This window comes from Actinomadura miaoliensis (assembly GCF_039536785.1).
GTDB lineage: Bacteria > Actinomycetota > Actinomycetes > Streptosporangiales > Streptosporangiaceae > Spirillospora > Spirillospora miaoliensis.
Window position 1 is genome coordinate 1 of sequence record NZ_BAAAZG010000072.1, and the last position, 12121, is coordinate 12121.

Annotated in this window: 10 protein-coding genes and 1 pseudogene; 4 read left to right on the forward strand and 7 right to left on the reverse strand. The window is 72.0% G+C overall.

All coding sequences use genetic code 11. The features are described 5' to 3' along the window. Window positions 1-412: pseudogene (locus ABD811_RS40530) on the reverse strand (hypothetical protein); the annotation flags it as partial. Window positions 413-527: 115 nt separating this feature from the next. Between ABD811_RS40530 and ABD811_RS40535 the strand changes: the two are divergent. Beyond that, complete coding sequence (locus ABD811_RS40535) at window positions 528-869, forward strand: SCP2 sterol-binding domain-containing protein (protein ID WP_344958473.1); 342 nt, start codon at window positions 528-530, stop codon at window positions 867-869. A gap of 50 nt (window positions 870-919) precedes the next feature. Here ABD811_RS40535 and ABD811_RS40540 read toward each other — a convergent pair whose 3' ends face one another. The 3 genes from ABD811_RS40540 to ABD811_RS40550 form a co-directional block, all read right to left on the reverse strand. After that, complete coding sequence (locus ABD811_RS40540) at window positions 920-2038, reverse strand: glycerophosphodiester phosphodiesterase family protein (protein WP_344958475.1); 1119 nt, start codon at window positions 2036-2038, stop codon at window positions 920-922. Window positions 2039-2990: 952 nt separating this feature from the next. Further along, the gene (locus ABD811_RS40545) at window positions 2991-3995 is read right to left on the reverse strand and encodes an HAD-IIA family hydrolase (RefSeq protein WP_344958477.1); all 1005 of its coding nucleotides are present in this window, start codon (window positions 3993-3995) and stop codon (window positions 2991-2993) included. 46 nt (window positions 3996-4041) lie between these two features. Then, window positions 4042-4485: a tetratricopeptide repeat protein gene (locus ABD811_RS40550; protein ID WP_344958479.1), complete on the reverse strand. Its 444-nt coding sequence runs from the start codon at window positions 4483-4485 to the stop codon at window positions 4042-4044. A gap of 72 nt (window positions 4486-4557) precedes the next feature. Between ABD811_RS40550 and ABD811_RS40555 the strand changes: the two genes are divergently transcribed. After that, entirely contained in the window at window positions 4558-5877 is a 1320-nt protein-coding gene (locus ABD811_RS40555) for a DUF1015 family protein (RefSeq protein WP_344958480.1), read from the forward strand. 743 nt (window positions 5878-6620) lie between these two features. On the opposite strand, the gene ABD811_RS40560 is transcribed toward ABD811_RS40555, so the two are convergent. Further along, complete coding sequence (locus ABD811_RS40560; RefSeq protein ID WP_344958482.1) at window positions 6621-7322, reverse strand: DUF2795 domain-containing protein; 702 nt, start codon at window positions 7320-7322, stop codon at window positions 6621-6623. Window positions 7323-7427: 105 nt separating this feature from the next. On the opposite strand from ABD811_RS40560, the gene ABD811_RS40565 reads away from it, so the two are divergent. Beyond that, window positions 7428-8366 (forward strand): MBL fold metallo-hydrolase, encoded by a 939-nt coding sequence (locus ABD811_RS40565; RefSeq protein ID WP_344958484.1) that lies wholly within the window; start codon window positions 7428-7430, stop codon window positions 8364-8366. An 84-nt stretch (window positions 8367-8450) separates the two neighbouring features. On the opposite strand, the gene ABD811_RS40570 is transcribed toward ABD811_RS40565, so the two are convergent. Continuing rightward, window positions 8451-9626, reverse strand: coding sequence for an alkaline phosphatase PhoX (locus ABD811_RS40570; RefSeq protein WP_344958486.1), 1176 nt, complete (start codon window positions 9624-9626; stop codon window positions 8451-8453). A gap of 134 nt (window positions 9627-9760) precedes the next feature. Continuing rightward, window positions 9761-10897, reverse strand: a complete 1137-nt coding sequence (locus ABD811_RS40575) for a tetratricopeptide repeat protein (protein ID WP_344958488.1) — start codon at window positions 10895-10897, stop codon at window positions 9761-9763. 24 nt (window positions 10898-10921) lie between these two features. On the opposite strand from ABD811_RS40575, the gene ABD811_RS40580 reads away from it, so the two are divergent. Then, window positions 10922-11791 (forward strand): hypothetical protein, encoded by an 870-nt coding sequence (locus tag ABD811_RS40580; RefSeq protein ID WP_344958490.1) that lies wholly within the window; start codon window positions 10922-10924, stop codon window positions 11789-11791. Window positions 11792-12121 lie beyond the last annotated feature (330 nt).

Here is a 12121-nt window from a genome sequence, read left to right on the forward strand (position 1 = left end):
CCGCCGGCGGCGTGGGCATCGGCGGCCGCGGCCCCGGGGGACGCGGCACCGGCGGCCCGGCGTCCTCCGGCTCGTCGGCCGACGCGAGCAGATCCTGCAGCCGCTGGTGAACGTCCTGGAACACCGCCACATGGCGCGACACCGGCGTACCGCCCAGCTCCGCGAACCGCTCCAGCACCAGGTCGACGCGCGGATCGCCGGTCGGCTCCGGCGGCGGCCCGGCGGGCACGACCGCCTCGGCCACGCCCGTCCGCGCCCCGGCGGCTCCGCCCTGGGCCGGCACGGCGGGGCCGCCCTGGGCCGGCACCGCGGGGCCGCTCGGCGTCTCGGGCCGGGCAGGCGGGTTCTCGGGCGCGGCATGACCGGCCCGGTCCGACGGCTCCACGGGCTCCCCCACGGCCTCGCCAGACATCACCTGTAACCTCCAAGAAGACCCCGACCGCGCACCGCGGGTCGCCTCCGGCTCTGTCAGAACGCTACCGTCCCTTCACGACATCGTTGTCGACCGAACGGGGAACGGCCTGACCATGGCGAACGAGGAGGACTGCCGCGCGGCCCTCGGGCGTATCACCGAGCGGCTGGCCGAGGTGGACGAGGACCAGCTCGCCGAGCACGTCGTCGAACGCACGATCAGCTGCCGCATTCCCGACCTGAGGCTGGCCTACCGCTCCCGGATCCACGCCGGCGGCCTGGATCCCTTCGAGCCCACCGACGACCCCAAGGCCGCCCAGGTGCGGATCACGGTGCGCAGCGACGACCTCGTGGCGCTCGCCAACGACGAACTGCACCCCGCCCGCGCGTTCACCAGCGGACGGCTGAAGGTGGAGGCGAGCCTGTTCGACCTGCTGCGCCTGCGCAAACTGCTGTGAGGCCCCGCCGCCGGGTGGGCGGCGGGGCCCGGCCGAGGCCTGCGGCACCCTCACGAGGCCCGCGAAAGCTCCTTGTGCTCCTTGTGCTCCTTGTACGCCCGCGGCAGCCTGAAGCCGCGCTCGGCCATGACGGCGCGCAGCCGGTCGGGATAGTCGGTGATGATGCCGTCCACGCCGTCGTCGATGAGCTTGTTCATGGTCGCCTGGTCGTCCACGGTCCAGGGGATCACCTTGAGGCCCAGCAGGTGCGCCTCGTCCACCATCGTCTTGGTGACGTACGGACGGTAACCGGGGTCGGTGACCTTGCCGTTCTGCGGGAAGCCGTGCACGGGAGAGAACGCCGACGCGCCGAACGATTTGACCGCCCGCAGCGGGTCGCCGCCGAAGTCGTCGATGTCGATGCCGCCCAGCCACGGCGACCTGCCGGGCTGCCCCACCTGCAGGAAGTCGTAGTTGGTCAGCGCGACCAGCGGCAGCCTCGGCTCGACCTGGCGCATCCGCATCAGCGCGCCCCAGTCGAAGCTCTGGATCGTCACCTGCCGCACCATCCGCGCGCGCCGCACCTCACGCGCGGTGACCCGCACGAACTGCTCGCGCGGTGCAGTCTCGCTGGGCGCCCCCGCCTCAACCTTGGTCTCGACGTTCAGCTTCACGCCGTACGCGCGGTACCGGTGGACGAGCCCGAACACCTCGCTCAGCAACGGCATCCTGGCCCTGGGCTCGGCCCGCTGCCCCGGGAACTCCGGCAGCGTCCGCGAACCGCAGTCCAGGGTGCGGACCTGCTTGAGCGTCAGCGTGTTGACGTACTTGCCGACGTAGGGGTATTCGGGGTCGCCCGGTGCGGCCGGCCCCGTGTCCTGGCACTTGCGCCCGTCGACCCGGCGGTCGTGGGTCACCACGGCCTGCCCGTCCTCGGTGATCTGCACGTCGAGTTCCAACGTGCTCACACCGAGCCGCAGGGCGTTGGCGAAGGCGGTCAGCGTGCTCTCCACCACCAGCCCCAGCCCGCCCCGGTGGGCCTGCAGATCGAACGTCCGGTGTACCGGTCCGGCCTTGGTGACCCCCGTCACGGGCGCCACGGTGGTGGCGGCCTGCGCGGTCCCTGCCGCCGTCACCGCGAGCGCGCCCGACAGCGTCGCCCCGAGGACGACACGGCGCCATCTGGTCATAGGTGTCTCGCATCCCTTCCGTCCTGGCGGGCCGCACGGCCCGCGGGACACGGTGCGCCGCCCCAGGGTGCGCCGAGTGAGCCCAAGACGAACGATCAGTAGCCCTCACGCGAACAAACCAGGCCCCTTCCGTCTCTACCCACACAAACACCCCAACGACCCATCAACTTTTCAACCAGGCACCGCCAGACCAACGGTCCCCACCTAGGACGAATGACTTGTCCCAGGTGGGCGTGGACGTGACACAGCCAGTGGGCTCCGAATGTGAACCCGAGCACGGCTTACGTCACCGCCAGGCATTTCAGTTCGGAGTGGCGGAGAGCTCGGGTGGCCCGCCGGGCACCCAGGCGAGGCCAGCGGCCACCGCGCCACCCATTCAACGCGGACACAAGTAGGTGTTCGTACTGCTGGTGGCCGCAGACCGCCCCCGAGCCATCCTCGCCCCTTGGAGGCCTCCCGGGGCGGGCGGGAAGACCAGCCGGCCGCAAGGTCGCCGGGCTGGCCTAGGCGCGGACACCACCACGCCACCCGGCCCCACCCCCAACCCGGCCCTTAACCCGGCCCCGGCTCGGCGACCCCAAAGAGCTCGGCGAGCTTCTGCCTGCACCCGGCGGCGACGCCGACAACACCGACGGACATGGGGCCCGGAAACCTTCGCAGGGCGCTGTGGGCGGTCAGTCCAAAGACAGTACGGTCGAGCGCGGCAGCGACGGACTTCGGACTGGCCGGCTGCTCATCGCGCCAAGCAACGGCCAACCGCCCCCCGATTCAACGCAGACACACGTAGGTGTTCGTACTGCTGGTGGCCGCAGACCGGCCCCCGCGCCCTCCTCGCCCCCTGGAGACCTCCCTGGGGCCGGTGGGACGACCAGTAGGCGGGCAAGGTCGCCTGCCCGGCACGGGCACGGACGCCGACGAACAGCGCCGCGCGCACCACTGGGCGCTGTGGGGGTCAGTCCAGAGACAGGTGGTCGAGCGCGGCAGCGACGGACTTCGGGGCGGCAGGCTGCTCGTCGTGCCAGGCGGCGGCTGCCAGGGCGCGTAGGCCGTCGTAGGGGTCGCCGTCGCCGGTCAGTTCGATGACGTCGTCCGTCCATCGGGCGGTCCACCCGGCGCACTCGAAACGATCGCCGGAAGTCCGCACGTGTGGTTGGGGGACGAGCAGGCCGGTCAGGTCCGGTGCCAGATAGGTGGGGCGGTGGTGGGGCGGCGCGGTGAGGGCGGTCAGCGGGTCCGTCACCCCGGTCAGAACCAGCAGACTGTCGGCGCCTCCGTTGTGGGCGCCCTCGATGTCGGTGTCGAGCCGATCACCCACCACCAGCGGCCGCTGCGCGCGGGTGCGCAGGATCGACTCGCGGTGCAGGGGACGCTCCGGCTTACCCGTCACGATGGGGTCCACCCCGGTCGCGGCCCGGATGACCTGCATCAGCGCGCCGTTCCCCGGCTGCTGCCCACGGACGCCCCCGGGGATGGTCAGGTCGCCGTTGGACGCGACGAACAACGCGCCGTCACGTACGGCACGGGCGCCCTCGGTCATGAGGTCGTACGACAACCGCGGGTCGAAGCCCTGCACGACCGCGGCCGGTCGTTCGGAGGCGGACGACACCGGACGGAGCCCCTGGGCGTACAGCGCGTGCCTCAGGCCCATGCCGCCGACGACGAGCACCGCCGAACCGCTCGGCAGCCGTTCGGCCAGCAACCGCGCGGCGGCCTGCGCCGACGTCACCACGTCCTCCGCCTCGGCCGGAACCCCCACCTCGGTCAGCAGCGCGGCGACCGCCGAGGGTGTACGGGAGGCGTTGTTGGTCACGAACGCCAGCCGCTGGCCGGCGGCGCGCGCCTTGGCCAGGGAGTCGGCGGCGGCAGGCACCGGGCGCTGCCCGATGTAGACCACGCCGTCAAGGTCGAGCAGTGCGACGTCGTACGCCTCGCACAGCGGCCTGTCACAGCCCTTCATCGCGTCCCTTCCGCTCGGACGGTCCCAGCCCGATGGTACGGGCCGGTCACCTGCGGGACGCGAGGGTGGCCCGGGCATGGCGCAGCGCGTTGGCATAGTCCCTGTTGTCGGGCCGCATGGCGACCGCGAGCGCCAGGTACTCCACCGCGCCCTCGAAGTCCCCGAGGCGGCTGAGCGACAGCCCCAGGCCGAACAACGCGTAGTCCTCGGCGGGGTCGGCCTCGACGATCCAGCGGAAGCTGTCGGCGGCGTCGCCGTAACGCCGCGCCCCGAACTGTGCGCGGGCCAGTGCCTCCCGGATGCTGCGCGAGGACGGCTCGGCGTCCGCGGCCCGCGAGAGCAACTGCAGGGCAGCCGCGGCGCTCCCCGACCTGAGCAGGCTCAGACCACGCGTGTACCACTCGTACACGCCGCCGTCCGGGCCGCCGGGATCGTCGCCGGGAGCGTCCTGCGGGGAATCGTCCGGCCGTCCCGGTCCTTGAACACTCATATGGACCTCCCCTCGGACTCCGGGTCCTACGACCGTACCCGGGCACGGACGAAGCACCGCTCGCGGATTAGCATGCCCACGGTGAACGACGATCTCCCCTCCGGACTGGACGCCGAGGAATTCAGCGCCCGCGTCTTCGGCACCGCGGAGCCGCCCTCCGGCGGCGGCCTGGAGCTGGCTCCGTTCCGCGGAGTGCGGTTCGCCCCGGAGGTCGTCGGCGACCTGGCGACGGTGACCACCCCGCCGTACGACCTGATCGACGCCGCGGAGGTGCGGCGGCTGCTGGCCAGCGGCGGGTACAACATCGTCCGGCTGATCCTGCCGCCCACCCCGGAACAGGCCCGCGACACGCTGCACGAATGGCTGGCCCAAGGCGCGCTCACGACCGACCCCGAGCCGTCCCTGTACGTCTACGAGGTCGCGGACGCCCGCAAGGTCGTGCAGCGGGGGCTCATCGGCGCCCTCGCCCTCCGTGCGGAGGCGGACCGGGTGGTGCTCCCCCACGAGAACGTCTACCCGGGACCGGTCCGCAACCGCCTGGCTCTGATGACCGCCGTCCAGGCCGACCTGGAACCGATCTTCCTGGTGTACGAGGGCGACGGCGACACCGCCGACATCGTCGACGAGACCGCAGACGGCACTCCCCTGCTGTCCGTCCGCACCGACGACGGCCTCGAGCACCGCCTGTGGCGCGTCACCGAACCGCACCTGCACGCCCGGATCGCCGCCGACCTGCGGCCCCGGCGGGCGCTGATCGCCGACGGCCACCACCGGTACGCCGCGTACCGCACTCTGCAGGCCCGTCACCACGCCGCGGGCGACGGCCCCGGGCCGTGGGACCACGGCCTCGCCCTCCTGGTCGACTCGACCCGCTACCCCCCGTACCTGAGCGCCATCCACCGCGTCCTGCCGAACCTGCCGCCGCACGTCGCCGTGGACCGCGCCGCGAGGTTCTTCCAGGTCACGCCCCTGCCGCCAGACCTCGACGAGGCCGTCGCCCGCCTGGCCGACGCACCGCGCCCCGCCTACCTGCTCGGCGGCGGAGACCGGCCGCATCTGCTGACCGCCCCCGACCCGCGCCGCCTCAGCGAGGCGATGTCCTGCGGCCACTCCCCGCGCTGGCGCAGTCTCGACACCGCCGTCCTCGATCGCCTCCTCATCGAGGAGGCCTGGCACGTCCCCGAGAACGAACGCAGCGTCGAAGTGGTGCACCACGATCCCGCGGCCGCGCTCGACCGGGCCCGCCGCACCGGCGGCACCGCCGTGATCCTCAACCCGCTCAAGGTCGAGGACGTCCTCGCCGTCGCCGGCGAGGGCGAACGGGTCCCCCGCAAATCAACCTCCTTCGGCCCCAAACCCCGCACCGGCCTCGTCCTCCGCCTCCTCCACTGAGCCCTGACCACGCCGAATACGTGGCACGTAGAGTGACCGCCACAGAACAACCCGTACGTCTGCCCCAACGTCGCCGGGCCCAACGCGGCCTGTCGCCGCCGGTGCGACCCGACCCGACATGGCACCGGGCCGGCTGATACGGCTCGGCCAGTGCAGCGCGGTCGGTGCGCGGCGCGGCGCTGCACGACGCGGTGAGCGCGGCACTCTCAGCACGGATCGATCGGTCGGTGCGGCCCGGCTGGAACAGCCCAGGGACAACTGACCAACGTCGCCGGGCCCAACGCCGCCAGGCGCGCGTCGGTGCGGCCCGCCCTGGCATGGCAGCACACGGCCCGGTCCGACTGATACGGCCCGGCGAGTACAGCCCGGTCGGCGCGGCGCGGCGTTACACGACGCGGTGAGCGCGGCACTCTCAGCACGGATCGATCGGTCGGTGCGGCCCGGCTGGAACAGCCCGGGGACAACTGACCCGGCGTGGCCTGGCCCGACGCCGCCTGTCGCCGCCGGTGCGGCCCGCCCCGACGTGGCACCGGGCCGGTTGGTACGGCTCGGCCTGTGCGGCCCGGGCGGTGTGGCACCGGCGGTGTGGTCGGTGTGGTGTGGTCGGGGCGTGCGTTGGTTTGGGGCGGCTTGGGATTTGTTGCGGCGGCTGGTCACTTGGGCTCTGGCGTTTGGGCACCCGTGCGTTCGCAGGTGTTAGGAGAAGTCGGTTCCTGTGGGCTGCTTCTGCGGGGTGGGTGGGGTCAGTCTTCGCGGAGTTCCTCCTCTATGGGTGGGCGTTCGGTGTCGGTCATGTGCTCGGCCAGGCCGGGCTTGGTGTGGTGGCGTCGCTGGTAGGTCTTCTCCGATTCGGTCCGGTCGGGGGACGGCTCGACGGGGACCGAGCGGAGCACCTCGTGGACGCCGTCGTAGTCGCCGAGCGGGAGAGCCGACAACGCCTTGACCTCGGACTCGTCGGCGCCGTGGCGGCGGGCGTGCTCGACGATCTCGTCCTTGTCGGCCGGGAACGCCAGGTCGCCCAGCAGCTCCCTGATGTGTTCCACGTCGTGGAGCCTCATGTCGCCTCCTCTCGGAGGGGGCCCTGCCCGGCAATGAGCTGGGCATTCGTGGCCAGCGTCAGGGGGCGGCCGGTCCACGGCCACCAGGGTGGCCTCGTGGACCTCGACCTCATGACGGCCCAGTCGCAGGTCCCCGGCGCGCCAGAAGCGGCGCCGTAACGAGCCGTGCACCTTGACGAGATCGTCGCGGCGCCAGGTGGCCGAGTCGTCGCGGACGCGGGCGTCGAACGCCGCGCAGGTGATCGTGTCGACCACACGGCGGGCTCCCGGGGCGCGTGGACGGTCCACGACCAGCCGCCACGAGACGACCATGCCCCCAGCCGTCAGCGGACGCCGGACGGGGTCGTCGGCCAGCCTGCCGCACAGGATCACGCAGTTGACGTGCATCACCGCCTCCTTCCGTCCCCTCAACGATCCGGCAGCGGGGACCGCGGGCGAAAGGCCGGGCCCGAACTGTGGATAACCGGGCCGATGCGGAGCGATGATCGTCCAATGGACACCACGATCACGCCGCTGGGCGGCGACGTCTACGAGATCGACACGCGGATGGCGGGATACGCGGGCATCACCGCGGGTTATCTGATCCTGTCCGACCGGCCGTGCCTGGTGGAGCCGGGGACCGCCGGGTCGGCGCCGGTGGTGCGGCGGGCGCTGGACGAACTCGGGGTCGGACCGTCCGACCTGGCGACCGTGGTCGTCACGCACATCCATCTCGACCACGCGGGCGGGGTCGGGGACATCGCGAGGATGTACCCCGACGCCGAGGTCGTCGTCCACGAGAAGGGCGCGCGGCACCTGGCGTCGCCCGAGCGGCTGATGCGCAGCGCGCGCATGGTGTACGGGGAGCGGCTCGACACGCTGTTCGGGGAACTCAAGCCCACGGAGGCCGAGCGCATCCGCGCCGTCGAGGACACCGGGATGATCGACCTTGGGGGCGGGCGGAGGCTGGAATCGCACTACTCCCCCGGGCACGCCAAGCACCACGTGGGGCTGATCGACTCGCAGACCGGCGACCTCTACGTGGGGGACGCGGCCGGCGTCTACATCCCCGAGACGAAGGATGTGCGGCCCGCCACGCCTCCCCCTGACTTCGACCTGGACACGGCGCTGGCCTCACTGCGCAAGTTCCAGGCCCTGGGGCCACAGCGGCTGCTCTTCGCCCACTACGGCCCCGTCTCGGACGTGACGGAAACGCTGGAGCGCTCCGCCGAAGAACTCCGCGTCTGGGTCGACACAGTGCGGGACGCGCGCGACCAGGGACTGGACCTCGACCACGCCGTCGCCATGGTCCGCGACCGCACCAACGAGCGTTACGCCCTCACCCGGTCCGACGTCGATCCCGAGCTCGCGGCCAAGTACGAGGTGCTGAACGGGATCGAGAGCAACGTCGCGGGCATCATGCATTCCCTCGGCGAGTCCGGGACGCGTTGAGATGATCGGTACCGAGGCGGGCGCCTTGACGTTGTAAGGTTCCGCTTGATCGTGGCAGAGGGACGGGCGGCGCGGCCGACGGAGTCAGCGGCGGAACGGCCCGGTGACCTCGTAGGTGCAGCCGTCCGTCCCCGCCGCGAAGCCGCTCGTCCCCCGCTGGGACGAGAAGTACAGGCGGCTGCCGTCGGGCGAGAACGCCGGCCCGGTGATCTCGGACTCGTCATGGCCGAGAACGCGCAGGAACGGGGCGACCACACCGTCGGGTGTGATCACGTTGATCTCCATGTTGTCGCCGTCCTCGGCCACGTACAGATCTCCGGAGCGCGTCCCGGTGATGTTGTCCACGCCCGCGAGTGGGGGCTCACCGGTGGTGACAAGGTCGTCGTCGTAGGCCAGGTCCAGCCGTCCGGTAGCGGCGTCGTACGCCCACACCCGGTTGTCCCCCTTGGTGGTGAAGTAGCAGACACCGCCGGTGTAGTAACAGCCTTCGCCTCCGTTGAAGCGCATGGCGCCCGACACCTGGTTCCGGGTCGGCGTCAGCCAGATCTCCGGGTTGGGCACCCGCGCCCAGGTGACCGCACCCGTGCCGGAGCCGACGAGGACGTCCAGTGTCCCTGCCGACAGGTCCCCCCAGGTCGAGGGCCGGAACCGGTAGAAGCAGCCGTCCGGCTGGTCTTCAGTGAGATAGACGACCTGACGGTCCGGGTCGCACGCGGCGGCCTCGTGCTTGAAACGCCCCATGGCCGCGCGCGCTTGGGCCGAACGCTCACCCCTGGGGTCGGTCTCGTACACCAGTCCGAGATCGTGTTCCTCGCACGACAGCCACGTCCCCCAGGGGGTCGCTCCGCCGGCACAGTTCAGCGTCGTGCCGTTAAGGATGCGGTACGCCGAGACGACTTTTCCCGTCGCGTCGAACCGTACGGCCGACACGCCCCCGACAAGGGGGACCTCGGAGTTGCTCACATAGATCCACCCGTTGCCGTCCGGGAAGCACGCCCCACCGTCCGGCGCGGGATGCCAGGTGTACCGGGTGCCCTCCACGCGTCGCAGCGACCGGGCGATGACGCGGCTGGTGAATCCCTGGGGCAGCTGGATGCCGTTACCGTCCGCCGCCAGCAACGGCCCGTACGGGCCGGGCCCCGGCTGCGCCGGCCCTGAGGCGAACGCCTGCTGCCACAGTGCCCCGGAGAACGCGGCCGTGCCGCCCGCGACGGCGGTCGTACGTAGGAAGGTACGTCGGCTTGGCCCTGTCGTCGGCATGGCGCTCCTCACACGCTCGTTCACGATCACGTGGAGTCGACCACCGGCATATGGCACCGGCGCCCCCGAACGACCACGGTCCCGTGAACATCGCGCGAAGCGCGGCAACCGTCAAGATTTCGGGCGGGGTCCGCTCAGCCGGCGGACCCGTTCCGCTCCTCTCCACGGCCCTCCGCCAGGCCCTCGCCGTTCTCCGCGGCCTCCGCGCCGTCCACAGGGCCCTCCGGGCCCTCTGATGCGCCGTCACGGTCCTCCGGCTGCACGACCGGCTCCCGGAACACCACCGATATCTCAGGCGCCTCGTCGTCCGCCTCGGCCGGTGCTGGACGATCGCGGTCGTGCGTCGCGTCATTCGCGGCGGCGGTGTCCGTCGACGTCGCGGACGTCGCCTCGGCGGCCACGGGCTCCTGGAACACCACGGAGATCTCCGGAGCATCGAGGACGACAGGACCGCGGGGCTCGTCGGCCGCTTCGGCCTCGCCGGCCGTCGCCGGTGCGTCGGCCTCGTCGGCCTCGGGGGCCTCCGCCGGCTCCTCGCCGGTCGTCGACGGCGGCGCCTCCGCGTGGTCCAGGAACTCCGCTCCGGCCTCCTCGTCCTCCTCGGTGTCGATGATGTGGAGGCCCTCGAGCTCCGCGTAACGCTCGGCCGCGTCGGTCTCCCCGTCACGGTCGGCCGCCGCGGCGCGGGCGAACCAGTCGCTCGCCTCGTCGCGACGCCCCGCGGCCTCGAGCGCGTCGGCGTACGCGTAGAACAGACGCGCCGACCAAGGACGCAACCGGCGATCCTTCAACTCGGGCACCTGGAGGGCGACGACCGCCGCCTCGTACTGCTCCAGGTCCCGCCGCGCCCCCGACTCCACGATGCGCAGCTCGATCCTGCCGGCCTGGTCGAGCCGTTCCGCCTCGGCGGACTTGATGAGGTCGAGCGCGCGCTCGGGCCGTCCCAGACCCCGCTCGCAGTCGGCCATGACGGGAAGGTAGGCGTCGCCCCCCGTCCCCAGCCGGCGCGCCGCACGCAACTCCGCAAGCGCCTCGGACCACTCTCCCGCGCGGTAGGCGGAAAGCCCTGCGGCCTCCCGGACGATCCCGACGCGGGAGGCCAGCCGTCGGGCGGCCTTGGCGTGGAGGTAGGAGGTCTGCGGGTCGTCCTCGGAGAGGCGTCCCGCCATCACCAGGTGCCGGGACACTCGTCCGGCGAGATCCTTCGGCAGGGCACGCAGTTCGGCGCGCACCTCTGCGTCCAGTTCACCGCCCGTGACGTCCTCCGGCACCGTCGGCTCGTCGTACTTGGGCGTGTGGTCTTCGCGTCCGGGGGCGGCCTCACGGCGCGCGAACTTGTCACGGGACGGGCCGTAGGGGCGTCCGCCGGCCCTGTTCTGCCTTTGCGCACCGGGTGCGCCCCGCCGCCTGTCGGCGGTGCGCCCACGGTCCTGGTACCGATCGCGTCCACGCTCACGATCCTGGTAGCGCTCGCGCCCACGGTCCTGGTACTGGTCGCGTCCACGCTCACGGTCCTGGTACTGGTCACGCCCACGGTCCTGGTAGCGCTCGCGCCCACGGTCCTGGTACCGGTCACGCCCACGGTCCTGGTAGCGCTCACGTCCACGGTCCTGGTACTGGTCGCGCCCGCGCTCACGATCCTGATAGCGGTCGCGCCCACGATCCTGGTAGCGATCGCGCCCGCGCTCACGATCTCTGTCGAAGCCGCGGTCACGGTCGCGACCTCGGTCCCGGTCCCGGTCCCGGTCGCGAACGGCATCACGGTCGCGGTCCCGGCCACGAGCCTGGTCCCGAGCCTGGTCGCGGTCGCCGAAGCGGCCCTTGCCGCGCTGGGCGTCGAATCGACGGGAGGCGGCAGGACGTCCTGTGCGCCGCTCCTCCTGGTCCTTGCCCGAGCCAGTGCCGAATGGACGTCCGGAGCGCCTCTCCTCATCGCGCGGGCTCCGGCGAACGTCGGCGCGCTGTTCGTCGCGCCTCTCGCCCGCGGGTCGGGGACGATCCGAGGACCGCCTGAACGGTCGATCGCCCGCGCGTTCGTCCCGCCTGTCCTGGGGCCTGTCCTGCCGGTCACGTGCCGGACGATCTTTCCAGCCGCCACCCGAGCCCGATCGGCCCGGACGAGATCCCGTCGCTGGACGGCCGCCCCGCCCAGAGTCATCGCGTGACGCGAAACCGCCGCCCTTGCGTTGCCCCGGTCCCCCGGTGCCGCGAGGCTTGCCCCCACGACCGGCAGGCGTTCCCCGTCCCCCGTTCCTGCGCTGCCGCTCGTCGCGCCGCCGGCGGTCGTCGCCGCCGCGGCCGTCCTCTTCCGCGCTCATCCCGTCCGTCACAGTTTCTCGATGTTCGGTGGACCCTCGTACTCTATTTTGGCAGGTCCAGACATGCGTCGAGGGCCGACCTCGTTACCGAGGCGGCCCTCGACCAAAAGAATGTCCGGCGGCGTCCTACTCTCCCACACAGTCTCCCATGCAGTACCATCGGCGCTGAAGAGCTTA

What these genes read in the sequence shown, in the direction of transcription:
- ABD811_RS40545 (WP_344958477.1), bottom strand. Translation starts at nt 3,995, where the DNA reads ATGAAGGGCTGTGACAGGCCGCTGTGCGAGGCGTACGACGTCGCACTG.
- ABD811_RS40535 (WP_344958473.1), top strand. Translation starts at nt 528, where the DNA reads ATGGCGAACGAGGAGGACTGCCGCGCGGCCCTCGGGCGTATCACCGAG.
- ABD811_RS40550 (WP_344958479.1), bottom strand. Translation starts at nt 4,485, where the DNA reads ATGAGTGTTCAAGGACCGGGACGGCCGGACGATTCCCCGCAGGACGCT.
- ABD811_RS40555 (WP_344958480.1), top strand. Translation starts at nt 4,558, where the DNA reads ATGCCCACGGTGAACGACGATCTCCCCTCCGGACTGGACGCCGAGGAA.
- ABD811_RS40540 (WP_344958475.1), bottom strand. Translation starts at nt 2,038, where the DNA reads ATGACCAGATGGCGCCGTGTCGTCCTCGGGGCGACGCTGTCGGGCGCG.
- ABD811_RS40565 (WP_344958484.1), top strand. Translation starts at nt 7,428, where the DNA reads ATGGACACCACGATCACGCCGCTGGGCGGCGACGTCTACGAGATCGAC.
- ABD811_RS40570 (WP_344958486.1), bottom strand. Translation starts at nt 9,626, where the DNA reads ATGCCGACGACAGGGCCAAGCCGACGTACCTTCCTACGTACGACCGCC.
- ABD811_RS40560 (WP_344958482.1), bottom strand. Translation starts at nt 7,322, where the DNA reads ATGCACGTCAACTGCGTGATCCTGTGCGGCAGGCTGGCCGACGACCCC.